Source organism: Granulicella sibirica, from assembly GCF_004115155.1.
In the GTDB taxonomy this organism is placed as follows: domain Bacteria; phylum Acidobacteriota; class Terriglobia; order Terriglobales; family Acidobacteriaceae; genus Edaphobacter; species Edaphobacter sibiricus.
On sequence record NZ_RDSM01000002.1, the window covers coordinates 1,244,468 to 1,269,795 of the forward strand.

General features: G+C 62.2%; 27 protein-coding genes. 20 read left to right on the forward strand and 7 right to left on the reverse strand.

Translation table 11 applies throughout. From position 1 onward, the window contains the following. Positions 1–469 precede the first annotated feature (469 nt). From GRAN_RS16070 to GRAN_RS16080, 3 genes are read left to right on the forward strand one after another with little or no spacing between them, the layout of a single operon-like run. Complete coding sequence (locus GRAN_RS16070) at positions 470–805, forward strand: ArsR/SmtB family transcription factor (RefSeq protein ID WP_128913984.1); 336 nt, start codon at positions 470–472, stop codon at positions 803–805. After that, on the forward strand, positions 805–1,269 hold the full coding sequence (locus GRAN_RS16075) for an SRPBCC domain-containing protein (protein WP_128913985.1): 465 nt from the start codon (positions 805–807) through the stop codon (positions 1,267–1,269). Before GRAN_RS16070 ends, GRAN_RS16075 begins: the two co-directional genes overlap by 1 nt. Before the next feature lie 45 nt (positions 1,270–1,314). After that, positions 1,315–1,842: an SRPBCC family protein gene (locus GRAN_RS16080; RefSeq protein ID WP_128913986.1), complete on the forward strand. Its 528-nt coding sequence runs from the start codon at positions 1,315–1,317 to the stop codon at positions 1,840–1,842. A 237-nt stretch (positions 1,843–2,079) separates the two neighbouring features. On the opposite strand, the gene GRAN_RS16085 is transcribed toward GRAN_RS16080, so the two are convergent. Then, on the reverse strand, positions 2,080–2,805 hold the full coding sequence (locus GRAN_RS16085; protein WP_128913987.1) for a hypothetical protein: 726 nt from the start codon (positions 2,803–2,805) through the stop codon (positions 2,080–2,082). Between the two features lie 22 nt (positions 2,806–2,827). Here GRAN_RS16085 and GRAN_RS27050 point away from each other — a divergent pair, with 22 nt between their 5' ends. Then, positions 2,828–3,238, forward strand: a complete 411-nt coding sequence (locus tag GRAN_RS27050; RefSeq protein ID WP_128913988.1) for a beta-propeller fold lactonase family protein — start codon at positions 2,828–2,830, stop codon at positions 3,236–3,238. Here GRAN_RS27050 and GRAN_RS16095 read toward each other — a convergent pair. The 3 genes from GRAN_RS16095 to trxA form a co-directional block, all read right to left on the reverse strand. Next, on the reverse strand, positions 3,209–4,879 hold the full coding sequence (locus tag GRAN_RS16095; RefSeq protein ID WP_128913989.1) for a B12-binding domain-containing radical SAM protein: 1,671 nt from the start codon (positions 4,877–4,879) through the stop codon (positions 3,209–3,211). The two genes, GRAN_RS27050 and GRAN_RS16095, sit on opposite strands and share 30 nt — an antisense overlap. Positions 4,880–5,080: 201 nt before the next feature. Beyond that, positions 5,081–5,779 (reverse strand): alpha/beta fold hydrolase, encoded by a 699-nt coding sequence (locus tag GRAN_RS16100; RefSeq protein ID WP_241654702.1) that lies wholly within the window; start codon positions 5,777–5,779, stop codon positions 5,081–5,083. A 532-nt stretch (positions 5,780–6,311) separates the two neighbouring features. Next, a complete protein-coding gene (gene trxA, locus GRAN_RS16105) occupies positions 6,312–6,644 on the reverse strand; it encodes a thioredoxin (protein ID WP_128913991.1) in 333 nt (110 codons plus the stop codon). A 168-nt stretch (positions 6,645–6,812) separates the two neighbouring features. On the opposite strand from trxA, the gene GRAN_RS16110 reads away from it, so the two are divergent. Continuing rightward, positions 6,813–7,922 carry an ankyrin repeat domain-containing protein gene (locus tag GRAN_RS16110; protein ID WP_128913992.1) on the forward strand — a complete coding sequence of 370 codons (1,110 nt, stop codon included), beginning with the start codon at positions 6,813–6,815 and terminating at the stop codon, positions 7,920–7,922. Positions 7,923–8,072: 150 nt separating this feature from the next. Here the strand turns inward: GRAN_RS16110 and thrB are convergent, their stop codons facing one another. Together thrB and thrC are read right to left on the reverse strand one after the other, a co-directional pair. After that, positions 8,073–8,984, reverse strand: coding sequence for a homoserine kinase (thrB, locus tag GRAN_RS16115; protein ID WP_128913993.1), 912 nt, complete (start codon positions 8,982–8,984; stop codon positions 8,073–8,075). Continuing rightward, complete coding sequence (gene thrC / locus GRAN_RS16120) at positions 8,981–10,411, reverse strand: threonine synthase (RefSeq protein WP_128913994.1); 1,431 nt, start codon at positions 10,409–10,411, stop codon at positions 8,981–8,983. The genes thrB and thrC overlap by 4 nt, the downstream gene beginning before the upstream one ends. Before the next feature lie 134 nt (positions 10,412–10,545). On the opposite strand from thrC, the gene modA reads away from it, so the two are divergent. From modA to GRAN_RS16145, 5 genes are read left to right on the forward strand one after another with little or no spacing between them, the layout of a single operon-like run. Next, positions 10,546–11,223: a molybdate ABC transporter substrate-binding protein gene (gene modA / locus GRAN_RS16125; protein ID WP_241654706.1), complete on the forward strand. Its 678-nt coding sequence runs from the start codon at positions 10,546–10,548 to the stop codon at positions 11,221–11,223. 20 nt (positions 11,224–11,243) lie between these two features. Further along, positions 11,244–11,912, forward strand: coding sequence for a molybdate ABC transporter permease subunit (gene modB, locus GRAN_RS16130; protein WP_128913996.1), 669 nt, complete (start codon positions 11,244–11,246; stop codon positions 11,910–11,912). Next, positions 11,905–12,672, forward strand: a complete 768-nt coding sequence (locus GRAN_RS16135) for an ATP-binding cassette domain-containing protein (protein WP_241654708.1) — start codon at positions 11,905–11,907, stop codon at positions 12,670–12,672. The genes modB and GRAN_RS16135 overlap by 8 nt, the downstream gene beginning before the upstream one ends. A gap of 37 nt (positions 12,673–12,709) precedes the next feature. After that, the gene (locus tag GRAN_RS16140) at positions 12,710–13,189 is read left to right on the forward strand and encodes a hypothetical protein (RefSeq protein WP_128913998.1); all 480 of its coding nucleotides are present in this window, start codon (positions 12,710–12,712) and stop codon (positions 13,187–13,189) included. A 26-nt stretch (positions 13,190–13,215) separates the two neighbouring features. After that, positions 13,216–14,328, forward strand: a complete 1,113-nt coding sequence (locus GRAN_RS16145) for a two-component system sensor histidine kinase NtrB (protein ID WP_128913999.1) — start codon at positions 13,216–13,218, stop codon at positions 14,326–14,328. 20 nt (positions 14,329–14,348) lie between these two features. Here GRAN_RS16145 and GRAN_RS16150 read toward each other — a convergent pair whose 3' ends face one another. Further along, on the reverse strand, positions 14,349–15,392 hold the full coding sequence (locus tag GRAN_RS16150) for a UDP-N-acetylmuramate dehydrogenase (protein ID WP_128914000.1): 1,044 nt from the start codon (positions 15,390–15,392) through the stop codon (positions 14,349–14,351). Between the two features lie 111 nt (positions 15,393–15,503). Here GRAN_RS16150 and GRAN_RS16155 point away from each other — a divergent pair, with 111 nt between their 5' ends. The 10 genes from GRAN_RS16155 (at position 15,504) to GRAN_RS16200 (ending at position 25,314) form a co-directional block, all read left to right on the forward strand. Beyond that, entirely contained in the window at positions 15,504–15,929 is a 426-nt protein-coding gene (locus GRAN_RS16155; protein WP_128914001.1) for a BrxA/BrxB family bacilliredoxin, read from the forward strand. A gap of 259 nt (positions 15,930–16,188) precedes the next feature. Continuing rightward, a complete protein-coding gene (locus tag GRAN_RS16160; RefSeq protein WP_128914002.1) occupies positions 16,189–17,109 on the forward strand; it encodes a sigma-54-dependent transcriptional regulator in 921 nt (306 codons plus the stop codon). Between the two features lie 46 nt (positions 17,110–17,155). Further along, entirely contained in the window at positions 17,156–18,991 is a 1,836-nt protein-coding gene (locus tag GRAN_RS16165; RefSeq protein ID WP_241654710.1) for a DUF885 domain-containing protein, read from the forward strand. Between the two features lie 25 nt (positions 18,992–19,016). Next, positions 19,017–19,871 (forward strand): pyrroline-5-carboxylate reductase, encoded by an 855-nt coding sequence (gene proC, locus GRAN_RS16170; protein ID WP_128914003.1) that lies wholly within the window; start codon positions 19,017–19,019, stop codon positions 19,869–19,871. 32 nt (positions 19,872–19,903) lie between these two features. Next, positions 19,904–20,866 carry a COX15/CtaA family protein gene (locus GRAN_RS16175; RefSeq protein ID WP_128914004.1) on the forward strand — a complete coding sequence of 321 codons (963 nt, stop codon included), beginning with the start codon at positions 19,904–19,906 and terminating at the stop codon, positions 20,864–20,866. 123 nt (positions 20,867–20,989) lie between these two features. After that, positions 20,990–21,769, forward strand: a complete 780-nt coding sequence (locus GRAN_RS16180) for a MotA/TolQ/ExbB proton channel family protein (RefSeq protein ID WP_128914237.1) — start codon at positions 20,990–20,992, stop codon at positions 21,767–21,769. 1 nt (position 21,770) lies between these two features. Beyond that, the gene (locus tag GRAN_RS16185) at positions 21,771–22,190 is read left to right on the forward strand and encodes an ExbD/TolR family protein (protein ID WP_128914005.1); all 420 of its coding nucleotides are present in this window, start codon (positions 21,771–21,773) and stop codon (positions 22,188–22,190) included. A 2-nt stretch (positions 22,191–22,192) separates the two neighbouring features. After that, on the forward strand, positions 22,193–22,999 hold the full coding sequence (locus GRAN_RS16190) for a TonB family protein (protein WP_128914006.1): 807 nt from the start codon (positions 22,193–22,195) through the stop codon (positions 22,997–22,999). Positions 23,000–23,083: 84 nt separating this feature from the next. After that, the gene (gene tolB / locus GRAN_RS16195; RefSeq protein WP_128914007.1) at positions 23,084–24,442 is read left to right on the forward strand and encodes a Tol-Pal system beta propeller repeat protein TolB; all 1,359 of its coding nucleotides are present in this window, start codon (positions 23,084–23,086) and stop codon (positions 24,440–24,442) included. 95 nt (positions 24,443–24,537) lie between these two features. Next, positions 24,538–25,314: an OmpA family protein gene (locus tag GRAN_RS16200; protein WP_128914008.1), complete on the forward strand. Its 777-nt coding sequence runs from the start codon at positions 24,538–24,540 to the stop codon at positions 25,312–25,314. The last annotated feature ends 14 nt before the right edge of the window (positions 25,315–25,328 follow it).

Below are 25,328 nucleotides of genomic sequence, written 5' to 3' on the forward strand. Positions count from 1 at the left end.
TAAGTACAGGCGCGCAAAGGGCTGGACACAGTGGTATGAACTTCCCGAAAGCGCGGCTGTGCGACCGTTATCCAAATTAGTCAGTCAACCCGAACGGCATCTATCGTTCCTGATCTAGCTTCCTCCTCGTAGTCATCCGCCCTAGGATCAAGCTATCCCTGGATTCCGAGTGCTGCGTGTCCGCCTGCCATCAACACTGTGGGCATGTTCCTCACCCACCTCATCAATGAGTAGCCGCGAATCGGCGTGTGATTAAGTCCGACACATGGGATGTGCAGGGACCTCCGAAGGAGGATCAGACCGTTCCGGTGAAGAAGCTCGCATCCTCGATGCCACTCACAATTCAAGCCTCTGCTCTGAGACGGGAGAACTCTTCAGCCGCAGTGACCGGCGTCTCCACGCATGATTCGAAGCGGTCGCTTCGAACTCGACTTGACACGTAAGCCATTACTTATATAAATATATGCTTATGCAAAGTCTTGATGCTACATTCGCCGCTTTAGCCGACCCAACGCGTCGCGCAATCCTTGCGCGCCTTGCCGCAGGGGAGGCCTCCGTGAACGAGTTGGCAGAGCCGTTCGAGATGACGCAACCCGCAATTTCCCAACACCTCAAGGTCCTCGAAGATGCAGGCCTCATCGTCCGTCGAATCGAGGGCAAGAAGCGCCCTCGGCGGCTGGCAAGAGCAGGTATCGAAGAGATGGATCAATGGCTCGCCAGGCTGCGAAAAGCTCTCGAAGCAAATTACAGTCGACTCGACGAAGTTCTGGCGGGTGTGGAGACACACAAGAAAGGAAAAGAGTGATGAGCAAACTGATGCTGAAAACCGAGGGTGACACCCACGTGCTTGTGACAAGACGCTTCGATGCGTCTCCAGAAGCTATATACCGCGCCCATACCGATCCGGCCATCCTTCAGAAATGGTTGCTGGGCCCGGAAGGTTGGACAATGCCGGTCTGTATCAATGAGGCAAAAGTCGGCGGGAAGTTTCGTTACGAGTGGACAAATGGCAAAGGCAATACATTTCACATCACTGGAGAGTACCTGGAGCTGAAACCGTACAACAGGATTGTGCATATCGAGCGCATGCACCTGCCGGATCCCAAGCCGGACAACCATATCGAAACGCTATTCGAAGCCGACGGCGCTGGAACGCTGATGACCATGCGGATGACCCTGCCCGACTCTCAGACGCGCACGGCGATGCTCGCAACCGGGATGGAAGGCGGAATGGAAGCGAGCTATATCCGGCTAGAAGGAATGCTCTAGTCCCGCCACTGATGGGAATGTCAACGCCGGATAAGGGAGGTTCTCATGATTTACAAAGTATCGGGCAGTGTTGCAGTGCTATTGCTGCTGGTCGTGGTCGGTGCATGGAATCTCCACACGACCGTCCGCGCGGAGCATTCTTTCGACGCCCCTGAGGCGGAGGTGTGGCGGGTCTGGACCGATGCGGACTCGATTCAGAAATGGTGGGGCCCGAAGGGCTACACAGGTCTCGTCATCCGGAATGATCTGCATGAGGGTGGCAGCTATCTTTGGGCGATGAAATCCGCGAAGGGAAAGATATCTTGGAACACGGGAACGTACCGGGAAGTCGTCCCAAACCGGAAAATCGTGTCAACCATGTCATTCTCTGACGAGCGTGGAAGAATCATCCCCGGAACACGTGTCTCGGTTCCTGGGCATTGGCCTGACGAGATCGTCGTCATCGTTGACTTCAGTGACTCTGCAGGTAAGACCAAGGTCACGGTTAGTGAAGTGGGCGTTCCCCTCATCGTGTACGTCTTCTCGAAGGTTGGCTGGGCTCAGCAGTTTGACAAACTTCAATCGGTGCTCTGAAAAACGTCTTCTCCTCCTTGACGAACACCGGGTCAGTCCCCAAGGCCGCAGATGATCGGTCAGGCCAGGCGCTGGCGCAATCTCCTTGCGACAGAAGGCAGGTAGCCACGAGCCGCTTCTTGCCAGCCGTCAGCAATTGATGGGAAGAGCGTCTAGCGGGACTCTTCGTACGCTAATTGCATGCAGCCCGAGGCGGATGCAAGTCGTACTCCAGAGCAAGTCACCAATCCCATAAAGCTATTTCGAGGAGGACATGTCCTTCAATGCCTGCGCAAAGGTGGGACTCGGCTTTTCATCAAATACAGCTAGGCACATCCTCGCCTGAAACCAGAGATATTCTGGAGGCCCCTTGAACTTGTCGGGATAGCGCGCATCGTAGTAGGCCTCCACGCCTTCTCCAACCGGCACCGGACTCGGCACGTTCTTCTGCATGATCTGGAACACCCCACGCATGTGCTCAATGACCGACGCGTTCTGCTGCCGCCAATACGCCGCTTCTACGCGATTCACGCCAGACTCGAACGCATAGGCGCTGCCCATCTCGGAAACCTTGCGACAAGCCAGCCACCAGCTTTCCAGTTCCCGCACAAACACCCAGTGATTCGCTCCAATCTCAAACTCTGCCCGCGCCGCATCTTCCGTAGTTCCCGGCCCAAGCATGCCGAAAAACCTGCTCTTCTCGTCATCGGTGAGCTGCTCCCACGCACCTGTCTTCAAGGTGTTTGTCGCGGAATCATAGCTCGCATAGCCAGGCACATCCTCCACCACAATCTTCGGCGGCGCGATAGGACAACTCATCCCAGCGGCCACAGTAGCCTTCACGAACGAATCACGCAGCGCGGTCGCTTGAGCCCTCCGCTCAGTCACCCCCTTGCTCTCCGTACCCGTCCGTTGCCCAAAGGCCGCCCCACAAGTTGCAGCCATCAAAATCCAGCCAATCCTCCGCGTTGAAGCCTTCAGCATTGCGTCCCTCCTTATAGAAGCTATGCGGCTAAGCATAACCACGGACGCTCACGGTCCCCAAAGTCTCTTCTTCTCGAGCCTGCGGAGACTACCCCGAGAGATTGCAGTCGACCCCGCCGGTCGCTTTCGTAATTCCTGCAAGCAGCGCAGTGACAATGCCACCTCATACCGCATCGATGCAGAGTCAGGAAAAGCAGACTGGTCTTCTTGCCGTAAGAGTTCCATCGCTGGAGTCGGCACTCGAAGCAGCCCTCTCTGGGACGCTTCCAGTGCCGCTCGTTCCTCAAAACAGAGGCTGAAGCAACTAACGCTTACTCGGCCTTTTGGGTCACGAAAGCGGAAACTGAACTTAGGAACCGGGAACACAAGGGCCCGACCTGTCACCAGCTTCGAATGCTCGGACTCAACTCGGGCTTTCCACGGCAACAACTAACCCCTGAGGATACGGCTCTGCGTCTTCGAGCATCTGGCATTGCTCTTCCAGATCTTCCGCGACCGATCGGGCATACTTCAGGAAGTGATTCGCCGAAAGCAGGACCATAAAGGCAAGCCACATCTTGGCCGGCTGCATTGCCCACTTGCGAATCGCCGTGACGAGGAACCTCCAGTAGGCCAGGCGATAGTTCGAGCAGACGCCCTGCTGCCACATCGACTGAACGAAGACACGCAGGTTGTAAAGCAGGGGCAGCTCCGGTGGCTTCTGCGCAGGACGTGGTTGCCACGATTCGAGCGAGCGCATAGCCCGGCCGAAGTAATTCTCAGGGGTGTAGAGGCCGGTCAGCAGAGTGTTCAAACCGCGCAGTAGAACCGGAAGCGGAAGCACAGTCTTGAAGTTCGGCGGGCTGAAGTTCGTCGTGGCCGTGCTGTCTTCGATCAGGCGTCCCTCGCGCTTCATCCGATCGAAGAGCGCTGTCGTGGGAGGAGCTTGTAAGACGCCGGCCATCGCCCAGGTGATGGCGGTCTTATCGATGAACTGGAGCTGCCGCTCGAAGATCGTCTCATCATCGGAGTCAAAGCCGACAATGAAGCCAGCAAGGACCCAGAGGCCGCTTTCGCGGATCTTGCTGACCTGGGTGACGAGGTCGCCGCGCAGGTTCTGGAACTTTGACGAGCCTTTCAGAGCCTCGGCCGATGGAGTTTCGATGCCGAGAAAGACGTACATGAAGTTCGCTTCGACCATGGAGGCGAGCAACTCAGGCTTGTCCGCCAGGTCGATGGACGCCTCGGTGTAGAACGAGATGACACGCTTCGTTCGTTCTTGCCAGGCAGCGAGTGAGTGCGTGAGTTGGAGCGCGAGCTTGTGATTGCCGATGAAGTTGTCGTCTACGATGAAAACCTCGTTACGCCAACCGAGAGCATGCAGAGCGTCGAGTTCCGCGATCAGTTTTTCAGGCGGCTTGGCGCGGGGGCGTCGGCCGTAGATCGTAATGATGTCGCAGAACTCGCATTGGAACGGGCACCCGCGCGAGAACTGCACCGACATCGAGGTGTACTTGTTCATGTGCAGCAGGTCGAAGCGGGGTACGGGACTCACCGACATATCAGGCTTGTCCTTGACCCGGTAGATGGACTGCGCTGTGCCCAGTTCGAGTTGGTATGCGATCTCCGCAAACACCTCTTCCGCCTCGCCGACAAAGACGTGGTCGGCCCGCGTCTTCAGGAACTCGGGTTCGCTGCTGGCCCACGGGCCTCCGATAAAGGTTCTGCGACCGAGATCGCGAGCGCGGGAGAGGACGTCGAGCGTGTCGGTACGCTGCGCCTGCATCGAGCTCACCATGACGAGGTCGGCCCAAAGGAGATCCTCCTCACGCAGTTCTTCGAACGATAAGTCGAGCAGGCGGATGCTCCAAGAGGAAGGACAGAGCGCAGCCACGGTGATCAGGCCGAGCGGCGGCATGACGGACTTCTCAGGCACCATCTCGAGCACTCCCTCGAAGCCCCAGAACGATGGTGGGAAGCGCGGCCATACCATCAAGGCCTTCACCGCCTGGCCGAGGGGTTCGAACTGCTTCGCTGAAATATCGTTGCTAATGGAGGGGAGTTGCTGGAACGGATCCTTCACAGGGGCGAGCATCGTTAGTCTCCGGCGCGGACAATTCAGTCAACTTCAAACGGCGTGCTGGTGAGAGCGGAGGACTGAGCTTGCATCAACTGTGCTCGTAGTCCCTGAAGGTACCATGAATCGGCGCAGCTGGCCTGGAGTGGAGTTTGAAAGTGAGCCGCGCTGGCGAACGCGGAGCGTGAGTGGACCGCGTTCGCCAGCACCTTCTCGCGACTACTTTACACCGGCGGCAGCGTCTTCGATCACCTTGGCGACTTCCTTCGGGTGCGACAACATCACCACGTGGCTCGAGGGAAGTGTGGTTGTTGTGGCCTTGAGTTGCTTCGCCATGCTTGCTTCCTGCTCAGGAGCAATCATGTGGTCGTTGCTTGCGACGATGTACCACGACGGCTTGCTGTGCCAGGCAGCCTGCGTGGGTTGCGCCGCAAAGATCGATCCGTGTGTCTGGCTTTGAACGGCAATGAGAAGAGCCTTCTCTTCCTTGCTCAGATCCTGCGCGAAGCCGGTCTCGATGCCGTCCGGGGAGAGGAGTAGGAAGCCTTCGGGCTGCGGAGCAAGCTTCTCCAGACCGATGGGCTTCGGGAAGGCCTTGCTGATATCGACGATGGACTGGCCCGCGTCCGGAGCGAACGCCGCAACATAGACGAGGCCGACGACTTTGGAATCATTGCCCGCTTCCGTGATGACGACGCCGCCATATGAGTGGCCGACGAGGGTGACCGGGCCATCCTGCGCGGCTATCGCGCGCTTGGTTGCGGCAACGTCATCCTGAAAAGAGGTGAGCGGGATCTGCACAGAGGTGACCTTGTATCCCTTTGCCTGGAGCAGAGGGATCACCTTGGACCAGCTTGATCCGTCTGCGAAGGCGCCGTGAACGAGAACGATGTTCTTTACCTGGGGTGTCTGGGACATGAGTGTTTCTCCGGTGAGCAGAATGCTAAGGACAAGGAGCGTTAGGACCCGCTTCCACATTTGGCGCATGTTGTTCTTCTCCACGGACACGAGGAGGCTCAGAGCAACGAAAGTCGTGTGCTCGCGGCCACATACGTGCCTAGTTTTGTCTTGAGTCACAACGGCAGGAAACTCTCTGCGAGGACCAAACCTGAAGGCTGCGCTCATGCCAATTGGATCAGGCTGGATGGAGGCGTCGTTACCAGATCCTGCTGCGCTCTGACGCTTCTTGCCCTTTTCTAAGGGCTGTTGCGAAAAGCTCACGGCGCAACACCCACCGCAGAACGGAACGCACCTGGAGAAGTGGCCCGCATGCTCGAAACCCTCTTCCGATGTTGGAGCCGGAGCTACACTTCCGCTGCGCATCACTTCGGCGCAAAGGCACATGTGCATCGTGGGAAAGAATCAGCTCGATCGATCGAAAACAAACACGGAAAGGCCCGGTGAGCAGATTCCCTCACCGGGCCGATCTCAAAATGTCCTGCGTGCCTGGTTAGGCGAGAACCTTTTCAATCGATTTGTCGATCGTGTCCTTAGGGACGAAGCCGACGATGTTGTCGGCGACCTGGCCGCCCTTGAAGAGGATAAGCGCGGGAATGCCGCGGATGCCGTAACGAGCCGGCGTTGCCGTATTCGAATCGACGTCCATCTTCATGACGCGGAGCTTGCCGTTATACTGCGTGGCAACCTGGTCTACCACCGGCGCGAGCGCGCGACATGGTCCGCACCACGCTGCCCAGAAATCGACGAGCACGGGCTGCTCGGACTGCAGAACCTCTTTTTCAAAGGACGCATCGCTCACTTCGGTTACAAACTGTCCAGCCATTTGAATCCTCCTGCTGCTCATCCGTATCTCGGGCAGCCTTGATTGCTTCCTAATAGTAGATGCATATCGAAGTGATATGGGTTCAAATTGCCCGGAATGTGCATATCCGGGCAGCCAGGTTTGGGTCCGCCGCTCGTCAATACATAATGAAACCTACCGGGGGAGCATGTGAGGAGTTCGACGATCGCGCGTCTCGTGTGCCTTTTGGCGGCTGCTTTGGGCCTGGCGGAAGCCCAGAGGGCTTCGACGGGAGGACGACCCCAGCCTTCACGGATCGTGCGTGAGGGCTGCCCGGCACCGGTTCCGCCGGCCACGGGCGAAGCGATCGCGGGTGCGTCGGACTCGATCGAGATGGAACGCAGCGGATGCGATGGGCTTTGCCCAGCTTACAAAGTGAGGGTCGGCGGCGACGGAAGCGTGCAGTGGACTGGCAGGAAGCTGGTTGAACTCCACGGGAGCGCGTCCGGGGCGATGAGCAGCGACGAGGCGCGGGCTCTGATCCAGCGGGCAGCGGATCTCGGATTCTGGGCGCTGTGTACGAAGTATGCGCAAATTGGCCCTGGGGCGGGAACGATCGTGACCACGATCTCCATCGCCGGGCACGTGAGGCGTGTCGAAGACACAGGCGAAGCGGCACCGGGATGGCTGCGGGCGGTGGATCTCGATGTCGACCGCGAGGCGGACACGCATCGATGGAGGCACGGGACTCCGGAGAGGGAGTTGTTCGGAGCGGATCATCTTGCCGTCGATACGATGTCGCCGAAGGCTGGCGTGACCCGGCTGATGCGGGTGGCGGCTTCGCGCCGGGGAACGGGTGAACTGGCGGAGATGCTCGCGGATACGTCGCTCGATCGCAACGCGACCGACAGCAGCGGGTGGAACGCGCTCATGTACGCGGCGCAAGCAGGAACGACGACGGCGGTCCGCATGCTGCTCGATGCGCGAGCCGATCCTGCCCGCAAGTCGAACGCTGCGGAGACGGTGCTTGCAGCCGCAGTATCGTCGAACGACGATCCGGCTGGGAAGATCCGGATTCTGACGGCAGCAGGAGTCGACGTAAACGCGGCGGATCTGCGCGGGGTGACCCCTCTGATACTGGCGGCGAAGCGTCCCGAGGTTCCCGGTGTGATCGCGGCGCTAATACAGGCAGGAGCTGACCCGACGAAGCGGGACGTGCAGGGTAGGACCGCGCTCAGCTACCTGGAAGAAGCAGACGCGGGGGACACGAACCACGGGCGGTACCGATCCGCCCGCCAACTACTTGCAAGAGGTAAATGACAGCTTACTGGTTTAAAGAGAGAACGCCCGGACCTCTCAAATGGAGATCAACGGGCGGCGTAGCAGTCCTCCCCAGAACTGTCCACAAGCAGAAAGTTATTCTTTGCAGGGATATATGTAAAGAATTCTTAGGTAACCTGATAAGTCGAACTAATAAGTTACTTCAGCGGGTACCGAGATCGTCGTCTGAACAAGTTCAAGGGAGGAGTCCTCGGCGGCTTGCCGAACGCACTCTTCTACCGGACCGGTCGGGGCCTCCGGATCGAGGATGAGAAGGACTGACGGGCCAGCGCCGCTGAGTGCCGCACCCCAGATTCCGGCAGGGGCATCCGCAGCGGCGAGCAAGGGGAGAAGCCGGGGCAGAAGCGGGCAGGCTTCGCTTCGATAGGGCTGGTGGATGCGATCCCGCATGGCGATATGGAGGAGATCTGGGCGGTTGAGCGCGAAGGCGGCGACCAGAAGCGACGATCGCTGGATGTTGGCGACGGCATCGGCGCGGGAATAGCTGTCGGGCAGGAGGGCGCGAGCTTTTTCGGTGGCGAGGCTTGCGCCTGGGAGAGCGAGCAGGAGACGCCACGGAAGATCGAGGCCGCAGGTAGCGGTGAGGATCTCGCTTCCCTGCTGGCAGGATGTGGTCATGCCGCCGAGGGCGCAGGCGGCGACGTTGTCGGGATGGCCTTCGCGCAGGCAGGCTTCGGTCATCACCTGGGCGGGCGTCCAGCCGAGATCGCCGAAGTGGTTGGCAAGGTGGACTCCGGCCAGGAGCGCAGCGGCCGAAGATCCGCAACCCATGCCAAGCGGGATCTCGTTATGAACCTTGAGTGAGAGGTGAGGGGCGAATTTGCCCTGGGCCGCGAGGACTTCGCGGTAGGTGGTGAGGATGAGGTTTCGCTCGAGCGACGCGGCCAAATCAGGATTGCGCCCCGTAGCCTGGATGCTGGTCTCGACGGCTTCCCCGGCTTCGATGTTCAGATACAGCGACATCGCCAGGCCGAGGGCGTCGAAGCCGGGACCAAGATTCGCGGAAGTGGCAGGGAGGCGGAGTTTGATCGGCGGTCTCAGGCGGGGTGCAACTCCATGTGGGCTTCGAGCGTGCGGAGTACGGTGCCCGGGTCGGGATCGAGCACGATCGGCGGCTTGCGGAAGGACTCCTGCTCAGCTTTTTCGGCGGACGACATCGCGGACCGCTCGGCTTCGGTGAAGAGTTCGTCGCGGTGATAGTTGATCGTGTAGTCGGAGTCTTTGAGGGTATGGCCTGTGAGGATAAGGACGACGCGCTGTTCCGCGTGGATCTTGCCCTGGGCGACAAGCTTCCTAAGACCCGCGAGCGTGACCGCTGAGGCAGGCTCGCAGCCGATCCCCTCGGCACCGATCTGGGCTTTGGCGAGCGCGATCTCCTGCTCGGAGACCTGCTCGACCCACCCGCCGGTAGAGCGGATGACCTTCACCGACTTCTGCCACGAGGCCGGCGAACCGATGCGGATGGCGGAGGCGCGGGTCTCGGCGGTGACGGAAACGAGTTCCCTGCCGTCGTTCTCCTGCATCGTGCGCCAGAGCGGGTTCGCGCCCTCTGCCTGGATGACGGAGATGGTCGGGACGCGGTTGATCAGGCCGAGGTGATGCATCTCGGCGAAGCCTTTGCCAAGCGCCGCGGAGTTGGCGAGGTTTCCGCCGGGCACGATGATGTGCTCAGGAACCTGCCAATCCATCTGCTCGGCCATCTCGAAGGCGGGAGTCTTCTGACCTTCGAGGCGGTACGGGTTGACGGAATTCAGCAGATAGATCGGAAAACGCTTGACGAGGTCGGTCAGGATGCGGACGCAGCCGTCAAAATCGGTGCGGAGCTGGACGGTGAGGGCGCCGTAGTCCATGGACTGCGAGAGCTTGCCCCAGGCGATCTTGCCCTCGGGGATGAAGACGATGGACCGGAGCCCGGCGCGGGCGGCAAAGGCGGCCATGGCGGCGGAGGTGTTGCCGGTCGAGGCGCACGCGACCCACTCGAAGCCGCGCTCGCGGGCAACGGAGAGCGCGGCGGTCATGCCGGTGTCCTTAAAGGAGCCCGTGGGGTTCATGCCCTGATGCTTGGCGAGGAGGAAGTCAAGGCCGAGCGCGCGGGCGTTGCGCGGCAGGTCGTAGAGGGGAGTGTTGCCCTCGCGCAGGGTGACGGCACGGTTGGGATCGTCGAGGATCGGAAGAAGGTCGCGAAAGCGCCAGACGCCGGATTGATCCACCGCCATCGTCGACGTGCGGCGCTCCTCCCAGAGGAAGCGCAAGGCGGACGGGTTTGGGAGGCGGGCGGCAGGATTGATCGGGCCACCGGTGTTCGGCGTCGGCGGAGTATCGTCCTTGGCGGAGGTTCCCCGGGGCGACCACGGGTAGAAGACCTCAAACAGGCCGCCGCAGTGCAGGCAGCGAAAATCGCTTGCGGCATGCTTTCCGGCGATCTCATCGCCGCAGTTGGTGCATCGTAATAGATGTGCTGAACTCATGGTGTCAGGCTCTAGGTTACCGTACCCGCCGGGCTGTTCCCAAGCTCGGGGCTGCGGTTTGTATGTTTTGCGGTCTTTTTACCGGTCTTTTGCTCGAGGGCAGGTTGCAGGCGCAGGAGAAGCCAACGGTGCACGTGGCGGCCGCAGCCGACCTCCAGCCAGTGATGCCGGCGTTCGCGTACGCGTTCGAACAGAAGACGGGGACGAAGCTGACGGTGTCCTTTGGCTCTTCGGCGACGCTCGCGCAGCAGATCATCAACGGCGCTCCGTTCGATGTCTTTCTTGGCGCGGACTTCGTCTTCCCGGAGAAGGTTGTCGCTGCAGGACTCGCGACGGCTGCCCCCCTGCAGTACGCCAAGGGGACGCTTGTGCTCTTCGCCCGCAAGGACTCTCCGCTGAACCCGCTGCACATGGAGGAACTGACCGACCCGCGCGTTACGAAGGTAGCGATCGCGGACCAGTTCCATGCGCCATTTGGCCGTGCAGGCTATGCTGCGCTCGATAAGCTGAAGATCCTGCCGCAGGTCACACCGAGGCTTGTGGTCGCGGAGAACGTCGCGCAGACGGCACAGTTCGTCGTCTCGGGTAATGCCCAACTCGGGCTCATCTCGCTGACGCTGGCGAGTTCGAAGGCGATGGCGGACGTCGGCAATTACATCCGCGTGCCGACCGTCTATCCAGAGATTCTGCAATATGGCGTCGTGATGAAGAATGGGCCGAATCGCGCGGGAGGCGAAGCGTTCCTCGAGTTCATCCGCTCGCCCGAGGTGCAGAACAAGCTGACGGACTTCGGCCTCGAACCGGTGAAGTAGCCGCGAAGTACACTCCTGCTATGGATTGGCAGACTGTTGAGCTGACGGTTCGGCTCGCCGCGACGACGACCACTCTCCTGATGCTCCTCGGGCTTCCCCTTGCATGGTGGCTGGCGCGTGGCGGCGGTTGGGCACGGGCCGGGGTGCAGGCGATCGTGGGTCTTCCACTTGTCCTCCCGCCTACGGTGCTCGGCTTCTATCTATTGGTCGATCTCGGTCCTTTGACGGGCTTAGGGAGGGCGTTGATTCACCTGATTGGCCATCCTTTGGCATTCAGTTTCACGGGACTTGTGGTTGGGTCGATGCTGTATAGCCTCCCGTTCGCGGTTCAGCCGATGGTCGCCGGCTTCAGCGCGATTGATCGTGAGTTCGGAGAGGTGGCGAGCACCCTTGGAGCCTCGCCGGTACGTGTATTTCTCGGCATCACGCTTCCGCTCGCGAAACGGTCAGTGGTGACGGCCGCGGTGCTCGCCTTCACCCACACCGTCGGAGAGTTCGGGGTCGTGCTGATGCTTGGCGGCAATATCCCCGGAGCCACCCGGACGATGTCGATCGCGCTCTACGACCAGGTGCAGGATGGTCAATACGCGGATGCGAACCGGACCGCGCTCGTCCTTCTGCTCGTCGCGTTCGCGGGTCTCGTGGCTCTCTATGCCCGGCCGCGCCGTTCAGGCGGCGAGCTTGTCTGAGATCGTTCATCGCCTGGAGGTTGCGCTGCGCCACCGAATCGGGGTGCTTGACCTCGATGTGGCCTTCACGCTCGCCAAGCCGTGGACATCTCTCTTCGCCCCATCCGGCGCGGGAAAGAGCACGGTGCTGCGCGTGATCGCAGGATTGGTCAAGCCGGATGGAGGGCGCGTGGTGAGCGCATTCGTGTCTCAAGAACCGCAGGTCAGACTGACCGATACGGCAACCGGAGTATTCGTTCCGCCTCACGAGCGCAACATTCGCTTCGTCGGTCAGCAGTCCGCGCTCTTTCCGCATAAGACAGTCTCGGAAAACGTAACGTACGGCATGACTTCCGCCGATAAGAGTGAGCTCTCAGAAATCCTGCGGATCTGCCGGATCGAGCATCTTCTGAAAAAGATGCCCGGGAACCTCTCGGGCGGTGAGCGTCAGCGTGTGTCGCTTGCGCGTGCGCTGGCGGCAGGCGGGGCTAGAGCGCTTCTGCTGGATGAACCATTTACCGGGCTCGATGTCGCCCTGCGCGACGCAATCACGTTCGACCTCAGGGCTTGGCTGCGGAGCAGAAGCATTCCTGTCCTGCACGTCACGCACGATATCGGCGAGGTCTTCTCACTTGCGGACGAGGTGATCCGGATGGAGGGCGGGCGCGTTGCGGCCCAGGGCTCGCCGCATGATGTTCTGCGGGCGGAGCGCGAGCGGCTGCTCGGGCTGTTGGACGCTGAAGCCCTGCCAAAGCGATCATCAGCCGATCGCGATTTCTGAGATCCTGCCTGGGATGCTCCAGACACTGAGAGGTTCCATGCGAACTCCAATGAAGGTCGCTTTATCGCTGCTCTTCCTCTTGCCGCAAGCGCACCCGCAGGAGACGCTTCACGCTTACGCTCTTGAGGAAGTGCACATCACGGGAAACTGCCACATCTACCACTTGAGCACGGCTGACGGGAAACCGATTTACTTCAAGAATGCGAACATCTGTCATCAGGAAAGCAAATTCGACACGATGCAGCCAGAGGAAAACCTGAAGAATGGCGTCATGACCAAGGTTGTCTACGAAATCAAAGAGAGCGAGTACCTGCTCCATGACTTCACGGACCACCCTGTCGCCTTCGTTCTCGATCAACCTCTCCCCGATGGGTGGCAAGTCGTCTCCGACCCGCAGCCACTCACGACCGATAACCATATGGCGATTTACAGAGTTCTCGCCCAACCCGGGCAAACCGTTCGCCTCCATACGGGACAAAGACGTCAGGTTGACTCCCGCGTGGATCATCCAAAGTGATGTGGCGGTTTTATCATTGGTAGGTAGTGAACGTTCCGCCCCCAACTTTCGCGGCACCCTCCCCAGAGCTTATCCGCGCGATCAACGATCTCCTGCCCGCGTACGTGGCCTACGTCGATGCCGATCTGCGCTATCTCGCCGCGAATCAGATGTACGTGGAGCGCTTTGGGCGGCCCGAGCAGCAGATCGTCGGGCAGCTCGTCTCCGACGTCACCGGCCCGGCCTTCGAAAATGTCGCCCGGCATCTTCGCGCCGCGCTCACCGGGGAGATTCAGTACCTTGAGCCGCGCATGATCTCTGTCGACGGCTACCGCACGCTTTCAGTCACCCACCTGCCGCATCGCGACGCGGACGGCACGGTTCTGGGTGTGATTGTCTATGGCTGCGACATCACCGAACAGCGCCGCGCCGAGGCTGCCTTGCTGCAGAGCGAGAAGCTTGCAGCCGTCGGACGGCTCGCCTCGAGCATCGCTCACGAGATCAACAACCCGCTCGAATCAGTCGTGAACCTCCTGTATCTCATCGAGCAGACCGTCCATCAGGATGCCGAGCAGGCCCGGCAGTTCGCTCTTCTCGCGCAGCAGGAGCTCGCACGCGTGAGCCAGATCGCCACCCAGACCCTCCGCTTCTTCAAACAATCCACATCTCGGCAACGGGTGGACATCCCGGGGCTGATGGACTCCGTACTCGCGCTCTATGCCGGCAAGCTAGTCAACTCGAACGTTGAAGTTGTGCGCGAATACCGGGATCGAGTGGAGCTGGTTTGCCTGGAGGGGGAGCTAAGGCAGGCATTGAACAATCTCGTCGGCAACGCCATCGACGTGATGCGCGTAGGCGGCCGCCTCCGTGTCCGCGTCCGGGGTGCAACAGACTTTGCCACTGGCCGCACCGGCGTCCGTCTCACCGTTGCCGACACCGGCGTCGGCATGAGTTCCGCGACGCAATCCCGCATCTTCGAGCCGTTCTTTACAACAAAGGGCATCATGGGAACAGGTCTCGGGCTCTGGATTACGCAGGAGCTGGTCGTGAAAGAAAACGGACGCCTGGGTGTGCGCAGCCGCGAGGATCAGCCCGAAAAGCCTGCGGGAACGACACACGGAACGGTATTTGCCTTGTTCCTGCCGGACGGCGCGGTTTAGCGAGCAAGGCTGACGTTACCCTAAGCGCCGGAGACGGGCTCGACGGGCTCTTGTTCCAACGTGATGTGGAAGCGATCCTTGATCGTGCCCACAATGCGTTCCCGCAGACCCGCGATGTCGGCGTAGGCTGCGCGGCCGCGATTGATCAGGGCCAACGTGTGACGGGACGAGATGCCCGCTTCACCCAGGCTGTACGACTTGTGAAAACCAGCCTGATCCAGAAGCCACGCAGCCGGAAGCTTGATGTTCCCATTCGGTGCAGGATATCGAGGGATGGTGGACTCCGCGATCGAAAGCGCGGCGGCAATGGGACCGAGGGCTTGTGGCGGCACGATCGGGTTCTTGAAGAAGCTACCGGCGCTCCGGCAGTCCTGCTCTCCCTCGACTAGAAGCATGCCCTTGCCGTGGCGAATCTCGCGGACGGCGTTGTACACCCCGAGAGCCGTCGGCGGATTTGCCATGTCGGCGAAGTAGTTACGCAGATCGGCGTAGCTGAGGTTCGGCTTCGCGGCGGGATCGAGCGCGAAAGTGGCCGATGTGACGATGTAGTGATTGCGATGCGTGGTGTTGAAGAGGCTTTCGCGATAGGCGAACCGGCAGTCGTCGCGGCTCAGGCTGACGAACTCTTTCCGCTCCCGATCCCATGCCCTCACCGCATGAATCGTCTGTGAGACCTCTTGGCCGTAGGCCCCGATATTCTGGATCGGCGAGCCTCCGACCAGTCCTGGAATCCCGGCGAGACACTCCATTCCACTGATTCCCCGCTCGCAGAGATGCAGGACAAGCGCATCCCAGTCGGTTCCGGCGGGGACGTGGAAGAGATTGCCGTCGCGCTCGATCTTGCCGGTGATGGCCAAATGAAGGATCAGGCCGTCGAAGCCGCTGTCGCGAACGAGGAGATTGCTGCCTCCTCCTAAGACGAAAATCGGGAGCCTTCCGGCTTCGGCAAAGGCAAGAGCGTCGAGCAGATCCTGCTCGGTCATGATCTCGACGAAGAAGCGCGCCGGGCCGCCGATGCGGAAGGTCGTATGCTCGGCCAGGGAGATGTTTTCCAGAATTTGCATCCGGATCCAGCCTAAGGCATCTGCGATGCATGCGTTACGGCGGGATGCGCTTCGGGACCGGAAGCGTTAGAATCGACCGAGACGAATGTCCTACCCCGGAGGGTTTGCTCAATGTATCCAGAGATTATGGTAATTCCGATGCGCGAAGAACTGACGCGCGCGGGTGTGATGGAAGCTCGGACCGCGGCTGAAGTCGATGCCGCGATCGCGCAGCCCGGCACGACGATGCTCGTCGTCAACTCGATCTGCGGTTGCGCCGCGGGCAAGATGCGTCCCGGCGTTCGCATGGCGATGCAGCACGGGACCAAGCCCGAGCACGCCGTCACCGTCTTCGCCGGCCAGGACCGCGAAGCGACCGAGAAGGCCCGCAGCTACTTCGGCGGCCATCCGCCAACCTCGCCCGCCATCGCCATCCTGCGCGACGGTCAGCTTGTCTACCTGATGCAGCGCTCGGCGATCGAGACCTCGACCGCGCCCGCAATCGCCCAGGAACTCGCCCGCGCCTTCGACACCTACTGCGCCAAGACGACCGCATAAGCTGATCCAAAGACGGCTCGAAAGCCCGGAGGTGGGGCAGATCATCGCCGCTGATCCGGGCTTCTGCTTGTTTACTGAGGAGTTCCCGCCCTCCTCATCCCGCGCCCGTCACCGCCGATAAAGGTTGTTGATGGGCCAATCGAGCGTAAGTCGCCTACATCTTTTCTCCCCCGGCCATGCTCTGCTGAATGCGGCGACGGCCCCCGGTTTTGCCGTTCCCCCACCGCCACCCGGCTAGGAGGATCACGCCGCAGCGGACATGCTGCGCCTGCCCGGCAGCGAGCCGGCGTGGGCCGCCGCAGCCTCCACCGTGGGCGACAGCGAACCGATGCAGAGGCTCCGCTCACAGGTGAGGCGCATCGCACCCTACTTCCGGACCGCCCTCATCACAGGCCCTCCCGGCTCCGGCAAGGAGGGCGTCGCACGCATGCTGCACGCCCTGAGTCCAGGTGCCGACGCAAGCTTTGCCGCCTGCGACTCGGTCACACTCGCCGAGTCGATGCTTCGCGTGGACGGCTGCGAACTCCTCGAAACGCTCGGCTCCTCGGACCAGGGCGGGACCATCTTCCTCGACGACATCGCGGACGTACCCCCGGCGCTTCAGGGTGTGCTCCTCCGCATCTGGTCCATGAAGACCCGGGGCAGAATCCGCGTCGTCGCTGGGACGTCCCGGGATCTCCGCACCCTGGGCGTGACGGGCCAGTTCCGTCAGGATCTTCTGCAGTGTCTTAGCGGCGTCGAACTCACCTTGACCCCGCTGTGCGAGCGCCGAGACGATCTGCCCGAGGTGCTCGCCGAGGTGCTTCGCGGGGTCGGCCGAGATCGCGAACTCATCCTGAGCGAGGAAGCCCGCGACCTGCTGCTGGCGCATCCCTGGCCCGGCGATCTCGCGGAGGTCGAATGCGTCCTGTGGGAGGCTGCCCGCCACGCGCAGGATTCCTTCGTGGTCACCGCCGGTGACCTTCCCGACCTCGACGGCGCGGTGGACATCTCGAATGAAGAGGGCACGGGCATGGAGCGCCTTGAAGACGTCGTCCAGCAGCACGTGCTTGCCGTCCTCACGCGGTGCGGAGGCAACAAGGTTCGCGCCGCCGAGATCCTCGGCATCAGCCGCTCGACGCTCTACCGCATGCTCGAATCCCGCGGCGGAACCGGCCTCCTCGAGTACGAAACCCCCTAGCGCCAGTCGAACGCAGTAGACTGGAACGCTACGGGAGCCCTACGTTTTGATCACCTCTGGAACCAGCAGCATCGCCGCACGCCTCGCACGACACACTGCGCTCGCACTCTGCGCGATCACCCTCACCGGCCTCGCGCCCGCCCAGCCTCCCGCGCCTGCGGCAGCGGCGTCTCCTGCCGCACGCGCCGCCGCGCTCGACAGGATCTTCTCCGACTACTGGCAGGAGAGGATGAAGCACGAGCCCGAGTTTGCCTCCACACTCGGCGACAAGCGCTACAACGACCAGCTCTCCGACCTCTCGCCCGCCGCCGTCAACGCATCGCTGCAGCGCGGGCAGGTGTTTATTCAGAGGATCTCCGAGATCGATACCGCCGGCCTGCCAGAGCAGACCCGCCTCTCAGCCGAACTTCTCCTGCGCACGCTCATCGACGACCAGGAAGGCGCACGCTTCAAAGAGTGGGAGATGCCGCTCGATCAGTTCGGCGGCTATCACCTCCAGCTCCCAATGCTCGTCGCGCAGCTCCCCTTCGACACGGTGAAGGACTACGACGACTACATCACCCGCCTGAAGAAGGTTCCCGCGCAGTTCTCGCAACTGATGACGGATCTTCAACTCGGCGTCGACGAAGGCCGCGTCCCGCCGAAGTACATCATCGAAAAGGTCGCGGTGCAGATCCAGTCCATCGCCGGTCAGACCGCCGAGGCGAGCCCCTTCTCCGGTCCACTCAAAAAGTTTCCCGCCGCAATCGGCCCCGAAGACCGCAAGCGCATCTCCGCTGACCTCTTGGACGCCGTCTCGACCTCCGTCCTGCCCAGCTATCAGCGGCTTGGAAAGTTTGTGGCCGCTGCCTACCTTCCCGCGGGCCGCAAGGATCCCGGCGTCTGGGCTCTCCCCGATGGCGATGCCTACTACGCGTTCCGCATCCGCCAGAGCACCACGATGCAGAAGAACGCCGAGCAGATCCACCAGATCGGCCTCGATGAGGTGAAGCGCGACGAGACCGAGATGCTCGCCATCGCGAAGAAGCTTGGGTTCGCAGATCTCAAGAGCTTTGGCGCGGCCCTGAAAGCCAATCCGAAGGAGCATCCTACGAGTGGCGAAGCTCTCCTGGCGACCTACCGCGCCTACCTCGGCGCGATGCAGGTGAAGCTACCCGACCTCTTCGGACGTCTTCCTAAAGCTCCGCTCGAAGTCGTTCGCGTCCCGGAGTACGCCGAGAAGGACCAGGCGCCCGCATATTACGAGCAGGGTACGCCCGACGGCAAACGGCCGGGCCGCATCAACATCAACCTCTACCATGCCACCGACCGTTCGCTTGCCTCGGTCGAGGCCATTGCCTATCACGAGGGCATCCCCGGCCACCACCTGCAGATCTCCCTCGCGCAGGAGATGACCGGCGTTCCCGAGTTCCGCAAGCAGAGCTACTACACCGCTTACACCGAGGGTTGGGGTCTCTACAGCGAGCGCCTCGGCAAGGAGATCGGGTTTTACCAGGATCCGTACAGCGACTATGGCCGCCTCGAGGCCGATATTTGGCGCGCCATCCGCCTCGTCGTCGATACCGGCGTTCACTCCAAGCATTGGACCCGCCAACAGATGGTGGACTTCTTCCACGATCACTCCTCGATCGACGAGACCAGCGTGCAATCCGAGGTTGATCGGTACGTAGTGATGCCCGGGCAGGCACTCGGCTACAAGATGGGCCAGCTTAAGATCCTCGAAGTTCGCGCCAAGGCTGAGAAAGCGCTCGGTCCGAAGTTCCGGATACAGGACTTCCATGATGTCGTCCTCGGAGACGGAGCGCTCCCGATGGACACCCTCGAACAGGTCGTCGACGCATGGATCGCGCGCGGCGGAGGCCCACGCAACCCGGCCAGCTAACCTCCCATTCTGGTAGCGTTATGGCATGAGCGAGACCGTAATTGAAGCAGCCGTGCCAGCCCCTGTAATGCCTGGTATGCGTGTAGCCGTGTTGGGCGCGGGAAAGATGGGCGGCATCCTCCTGCAGGCGTTCCTGAAGAACAATCTCCTGGCCGCCGACCAGATCGTCGCCACCGTGCAGCATCCGGAGCGGGCACAGGCCCTCTCGGCGCAATTCGGCGTCGAGGTCGGCATCGACAACCTCGCGGCGGCGGAGCAGGCGGACGTCATCCTGCTCGGCGTGAAGCCGATCCAGGTCCCGGCTCTCGTCAACCTGATTCGCCCGGCGCTGACCCCGCAGAAGCTCCTGATCTCGATTGCCGCCTCGGTCAAAACCCGCAGCATCGAAGATGCCGCCGGATGCGATCTCGGCGTCATCCGCGCCATGCCGAACACCCCTGCCATGATCTCCGCCGCGGTCACCGCGCTCTGCGCCGGACGCTTCACCACGCCCGAGCAGATGGCCATCGCGATGCGCATCTTCCAGACTGTCGGCCGCGCCGTCGTCGTCGACGAGAAGCACATGGACGCCGTTACTGGCCTCTCCGGCTCCGGCCCGGCATTCCTCTACATCATCATCGAGGCACTGGCTGAGGCGGGCGTGAACGTCGGCCTCCCGCGCGACGTCGCCACGCTCCTCGCCGCGCAGACCACCCTCGGGTCGGCACGCATGGTGCTCGAGACCGGCTATCACCCCGCGCTCCTCAAGGACGCTGTCACAACCCCGGCCGGATGCACCGTCGACGGAATCCTCGAGCTCGAAGAGGGTGGCCTCCGGGTCACGCTGATCAAGGCCGTCAAACGCGCCACGCAGCGTGCAAAGGAACTCGCAAACGGCTAAGACGACGCCATGCGGGAGCCTATAATTTCCGCATGGCGACCTCAGCAGCGGCGATCCCTCTCGGCAGACCATCGACAGGCACAGCCTCGAAGGGCCTCGTGCGCTTCGCGTGGGCCGTCGTCGGCTACAACGTCCTCGTGATTCTCTGGGGAGCGCTCGTCCGTGCCACAGGATCCGGCGCAGGCTGCGGAAACCACTGGCCGCTATGCAACGGGCAGGTCATCCCTCTCGCGCCGCGCATCGACACCGTCATCGAGTTCACCCACCGCATGATGGTCAGCGGAGCCACCTTCGCCATCCTCGGCCTCCTCGCCTGGACCTTCTACGCAACCGTCAAGGGCTCCGCCGCCCGTGTGATGGCAGTCGTCTCGACCATCCTTCTTTTCAACGAGGCCTTTCTCGGCGCGCTCCTGGTCAAGCTCGGCTACGTAACCGGCAACCAGTCCGTTGGACGCGTCGTCCTGCTCTCGATCCACCTGAGCAACACCCTTATCCTCCTGGCCGCCCTCACCGTTACCGCTGTCGTTCTCGGCACGGGCCAGATGTGGAGTTCCCTCCGCAATGGCCGCAACAGCATCATTGTCCTCTTCGGCATCCTCGCCACGCTGATCGTCGGCGTCAGCGGCTCACTCGCGGCCCTCGGCGACACACTCTTCCCCTCCACCTCGCTCAGCGCCGCCATGGCCCAGGACTTCGCCACCGGATCGCCTTGGCTCCTGCGCGTACGATGGGTTCACCCCGCAAGCGCCGTCCTCGCCGGAGCCTTCGTCATCTGGCTCGTCGCCAAAGCATGGACCACCCGTCGCATCCCTGCCCTCTGGGTCGTCGGCCTCCTGGCCTTCCAGTTCGGGCTCGGCCTCCTGGACATGCTTCTCCTCGCCCCCGTCTGGATGCAGATTATCCATCTCCTCGGAGCCGACCTTTACTGGGTCGCAATAGTCATGATGGCGACGGGCTGGGTCTGGCCTGCGTCTCCCGCGCGACAGGCAATCTGACACACATCGTCAAAGAGCCCTGTACCCTCCGTGGTCCATCGCGCTCGCTCGGTCCATCCACACGCCGTCAAACGCTACACTGAAGCTAGCGCCAGGAAAGAACGGCCGACCTCTCTGATGACCATGCCCCTACTCTTCGCCCTCGTTCTGTTGCAGGATACCGACGCAACCGCCGCACCGCCTGCCGCCGCCGCATCCTCAAACGCCCTGCTGGAGATGGTGCATAACAGCGGCCCCGTCGCGTTCGCTGTCCTGATCCTTCTGGCCTTCGCGAGCCTCTTCTCCTGGACCATCATGATCTCCAAGTGGCGCAGCTTCGGAGCCGCCCGCAGGCGCAGCTCCGGCTTCCTCCGCGCCTTCCGCAAGTCGGGCCGCCTCTCCGAGATCTCCGCCATCGCCGACCAGTTCAAGCCCAGCCCGCTTGTCTCCGTCTTCTCCGAGATTCACGACGAGTACGCCCGCCAGAACAACGGCCGTGGCCTCCCCCGCAATCCCATCGCCCTCGAACGCGCCGCCGCCACTGCCTCGAGCGAAGCCCTCACCGCGATGGAACAGCGCATGACCTGGCTTGCCACCATCGCCGCCATCGCGCCGTTCATAGGCCTCTTCGGCACCGTCTGGGGCATCATCGACGCCTTTCACGGCCTCGGTACCGCCGGAGCCGCGACCCTGCGCGCCGTCGCCCCTGGCATCTCGGAAGCCCTCATCACCACCGCCGCCGGTCTTCTCGTCGCCATCCCCGCTGTCGTCGGCTACAACCAGCTCACCGCGCAGCTTCGAGACTTCGGCTCACGTATGGACGACTTCGGCCGCGAACTCCTGAACGCCATCGAAAACGCCGCCATGCTCTCGAATCCGAACGAAGACGCACGGCCAGCCGAGCCGCGCCGCAGGGGTTTTTAGCATGGCCTTCTCCGCCAAGGGCCGCACCCAGACCGCGCTCGCCGAGATCAACATCACGCCTCTGGTGGACGTCGTGCTCGTCCTCCTGCTCATCTTCATGCTCACCGCGCCCGTGCTCCAGTCTGGCGTCGAAGTGGCCATTCCGAAGACCCGCACCGTCAACCAGCTCACCGAGGAGCGGCTCGTCGTCACCATCGACAAGGAGCAGAACGTCTTCCTGCAGGACAAGCCCGTCAACGTCCACGAGCTTCCCGCGCGCCTCCGCTCCGGCCTCAAAGCAGACGAGGACCCCGCCAAGAAGGTCATCTATCTCCGCGCCGACGAGCGTGTTCCCTTCGGCGCCTTCGCCTCCGTCATGGACGCGGTCAAGCAGGCCGGCATCACCAACATCAGCATCGTTACCCAGCCCCTGAAGCAGTAAGCATGGCGACGCAACCCTCCAACTGGTCCCGCAGCAGCCCCATCCCCCGGCCCAACACCGGCGTCGATCTCGCGTGGTCGATCGTCCTGCACGCCGCGATCGCCGGAGTGCTCGTCGGCTATGCCTACCTGCACATTCCGCACGGCAAGACATGGGGCGACTCAAGCCCCACTGCTGGTGCCATCCAGGCCACCATGGTGGCCACGCTTCCTCTCCCCCCGAAGCAGCCGGTGAAGGAAGACAACGTCCTCGCCTCCGAGACGCCGAGCCCTGCCCCGGTTGTCGAGAAGGAAAAGACGATCCCGCCGCCGAACCCGAAGGACATCCCGGTCGTCGTCAAGACGCCACCGAAGACCAAGCCCGTCAAGGTCGCCGAAAAGCAGGCTGACCCCATCAAGCATCCTGAACTGAAGCCCCCGCCGCCGACCAAGGCCACCACGGGTGAGACCTCCGGCATGCGCATCGCGCAGGCGACCATTCAACTCAAGAACGGCACCGCCAGCGTCACCGTCCAGGACCGCAGCTTCGGAGCCCGCTTCGCCTATTACGTCGAAGCCGTCAACCGCCGCGTCTCGCAGAACTGGTACACGCAGGAGGCCGACCCACGCGCCTCGCAGGGCAAACGAACCACCGTCCTGTTCGACATCGACCGCGAAGGCACCCCATCGAACGTCCGCGTCGAGAACCGCAGCGGCTCTCCGTCGCTCGATACCTCCGCCGTCCGCGCCGTGCAGCGTGTGGACGGTTTCGGTCCCCTGCCCCAGGGCGACCACATCACCGTCGAGTTCTCCTTCGACTACAAGCAGTAGCCTTCTGAACCAAGCCCGATACTCACACCAACATTGATCCCCGTGCAGCGCATCCACCACCCTTTGCGTCTACGATAGGTAAGCATGCAGAATCCGGTACGTGTCGCCTCCCCCGTGAAGTTCTTCCTGGCCATCGTCCTCACCCTAGCCGCGACCACAGCGGCCCACTCACAGGATTGGTTCAAGACCGAGACCTCGACCGGCGCCGGAAGCATCCGGCTCGCGGCAGCGAACTTCAAGCCGCAGTCCGGCGACCAGCAGACGGCAGACTACAAGCGCACCTTCGACTCGGTCCTCTACGCTGACCTGGCCAGCGCGGGCATCTTCGACCTCGTCTCGAAGTCCCTGATGCCTACCAGCACCCCAGGCGCTCCCGGTGAGATCCAGCTCGCCACGTGGGCCGCCGCGCCTGCATCCGCCGCGATGGTGGCCTTCGGCGGCATCGCCACCCAGGGCGACCACCTCGTCGTCAACGGCTTCCTCTTCGACGCCAAGAACACGCAGTACCCGCAGGTCCTCGCCAAGCAATACAACGAGGCCGCGAGCGACGACTCGGCCCGCCAGATCGCCCACCGCTTCGCCGACGAGATCATCCTGCGCCTCGGCGGAGGCATCAACGGCATCGCAGAGACCAAGATCTACTACGTCCACGTCGGCGGAGGCTCGAAGGAAATTTGGGAGATGGATTACGACGGCGCTAACCAGCACGCCGTCACAAAGCTCGGAGCCATCTCGCTCTCGCCCCGTGTCTCGCCGGACAACAGCCGCGTGGCTTTCTCCTCGCTCGGCAAAGACGGCTTCCAGATCAGGATGTACTCTCTCCTGCTTAGCCGCGTCGTCGCCTTTCCGGCAGCTGGTGGAACCAACCTCTCGCCCGCATGGAGCCCGAACGGCCACGACGTAGCCTTCTCCTCCTCGCGCTCGGGTGACCCCGAGATCTGGATCGCCGATGCAAGCGGATCGCAGCCACGCCGCATCACCAGCTTCAAGGGTCCCGACGTCTCCCCTGTATTCAACCCACGTACCGGATCGCAGATCGCCTGGATCAGTGGCCGCACCGGCCTCCCCCAGCTCTACATCATGGATGTCGACGGCTCGAACGTGCAGCGCATGACCGACGGTGGCTATGCCACGTCCCCCTCCTGGAGCCCCAACGGCCAGTTCCTCACCTTCGCCTGGAACCGCAAGTACGGTCCCGGAGCACCCGGCGGACAAGACATCTACGTGATGGAAGTCGCGACAAAGAAGTGGATCCAGCTCACCCACGATAGTGGCCGCTGCGACTTTCCGTCCTGGTCGCCCGACGGGCGCCACATTGTCTACGCCAACTCGACCGACGGCCGCGCCGAGCACTCCAAGGTCTACTCCATGCTGGCGGACGGAACCCAGCAGCGCGCCCTCAGCACCTCTGGCGGAGATATGCCTAATTGGAGCTGGAAGTAAGTCTTCCGCCCTACCGCCTTCGTGAATCAACCATTTAGAATCGTCACTGACAAGACCGCGGTCCGCCCGGTTGGATCCATGAGCCCCAGGAGACTATGAACGCCACCCATCCCTCGCACCGCACTCTGCTGAACCTCGCCGCCACCGCCGTCGCCGTCGCCGGCCTCACCTTCACCACCGGCTGCCATAAGAAGTCCACCGCACCGCCTCCCTCCTCGTATACCCCCACTGTCACGGCTCCCGCCCCCACCGCAACCATCACCGCGGATCCTGCGGCGATCGATCTCGGCCAGTCGACGGCCCTCAACTGGCGCAGCCAGAACGCCACCTCCGTCACCATCGACGGTCTTGGCCCCGTGCCCGTCAACGGCACCCAGATGGTCACGCCGTCGAACTCGACCAACTTCCATCTCACCGCCAAGAGCGATGACGGTCAGACCACCGAAGCCAACGTTCGCGTCACCGTCCGCACCGCCGCCGCACCTGCGCCCATGGGCGACAACGGAGCCGGCAACATGGGCACCGACGCTGCCTTCCACCAGAATGTGCAGGACGCCTTCTTCGACTACGACAGCTACGAGCTTCGTCCGGATGCCGTCACCGCATCGGCGCACGCTGCCTCCTACCTGACCTCTCACCCCGCCATCCGCGTCCTCGTGGCCGGCTATTCGGATGAGCGTGGATCGGCCGAGTACAACCTAGCCCTCGGCGAAAACCGCGCTAACGCCGCACGCACCGCGCTGATCAACGCCGGCGTCTCCGCAAGCCGCATCCGCATCGTCAGCTACGGCAAGGAGAAGCAGTTCTGCACCGAGTCCGACGAGAGCTGCTGGCAGCAGAACCGCCGCGCACAGTTCACCATCGACCGCTAACCGAATCTGGCACG

Coding starts and splice junctions, on each gene's coding strand:
- GRAN_RS16070 (WP_128913984.1), top strand. CDS start 470: ATGCAAAGTCTTGATGCTACATTCGCCGCTTTAGCCGACCCAACGCGT.
- GRAN_RS16075 (WP_128913985.1), top strand. CDS start 805: ATGAGCAAACTGATGCTGAAAACCGAGGGTGACACCCACGTGCTTGTG.
- GRAN_RS16080 (WP_128913986.1), top strand. CDS start 1,315: ATGATTTACAAAGTATCGGGCAGTGTTGCAGTGCTATTGCTGCTGGTC.
- GRAN_RS16085 (WP_128913987.1), bottom strand. CDS start 2,805: ATGCTGAAGGCTTCAACGCGGAGGATTGGCTGGATTTTGATGGCTGCA.
- GRAN_RS27050 (WP_128913988.1), top strand. CDS start 2,828: ATGCGGCTAAGCATAACCACGGACGCTCACGGTCCCCAAAGTCTCTTC.
- GRAN_RS16095 (WP_128913989.1), bottom strand. CDS start 4,879: ATGCTCGCCCCTGTGAAGGATCCGTTCCAGCAACTCCCCTCCATTAGC.
- GRAN_RS16100 (WP_241654702.1), bottom strand. CDS start 5,779: ATGTCCCAGACACCCCAGGTAAAGAACATCGTTCTCGTTCACGGCGCC.
- trxA (WP_128913991.1), bottom strand. CDS start 6,644: ATGGCTGGACAGTTTGTAACCGAAGTGAGCGATGCGTCCTTTGAAAAA.
- thrC (WP_128913994.1), bottom strand. CDS start 10,411: ATGAGTTCAGCACATCTATTACGATGCACCAACTGCGGCGATGAGATC.
- modB (WP_128913996.1), top strand. CDS start 11,244: ATGGATTGGCAGACTGTTGAGCTGACGGTTCGGCTCGCCGCGACGACG.
- GRAN_RS16140 (WP_128913998.1), top strand. CDS start 12,710: ATGCGAACTCCAATGAAGGTCGCTTTATCGCTGCTCTTCCTCTTGCCG.
- GRAN_RS16150 (WP_128914000.1), bottom strand. CDS start 15,392: ATGCAAATTCTGGAAAACATCTCCCTGGCCGAGCATACGACCTTCCGC.
- GRAN_RS16155 (WP_128914001.1), top strand. CDS start 15,504: ATGTATCCAGAGATTATGGTAATTCCGATGCGCGAAGAACTGACGCGC.
- GRAN_RS16160 (WP_128914002.1), top strand. CDS start 16,189: ATGCTGCGCCTGCCCGGCAGCGAGCCGGCGTGGGCCGCCGCAGCCTCC.
- proC (WP_128914003.1), top strand. CDS start 19,017: ATGAGCGAGACCGTAATTGAAGCAGCCGTGCCAGCCCCTGTAATGCCT.
- GRAN_RS16175 (WP_128914004.1), top strand. CDS start 19,904: ATGGCGACCTCAGCAGCGGCGATCCCTCTCGGCAGACCATCGACAGGC.
- GRAN_RS16180 (WP_128914237.1), top strand. CDS start 20,990: ATGCCCCTACTCTTCGCCCTCGTTCTGTTGCAGGATACCGACGCAACC.
- GRAN_RS16185 (WP_128914005.1), top strand. CDS start 21,771: ATGGCCTTCTCCGCCAAGGGCCGCACCCAGACCGCGCTCGCCGAGATC.
- GRAN_RS16190 (WP_128914006.1), top strand. CDS start 22,193: ATGGCGACGCAACCCTCCAACTGGTCCCGCAGCAGCCCCATCCCCCGG.
- tolB (WP_128914007.1), top strand. CDS start 23,084: ATGCAGAATCCGGTACGTGTCGCCTCCCCCGTGAAGTTCTTCCTGGCC.
- GRAN_RS16200 (WP_128914008.1), top strand. CDS start 24,538: ATGAACGCCACCCATCCCTCGCACCGCACTCTGCTGAACCTCGCCGCC.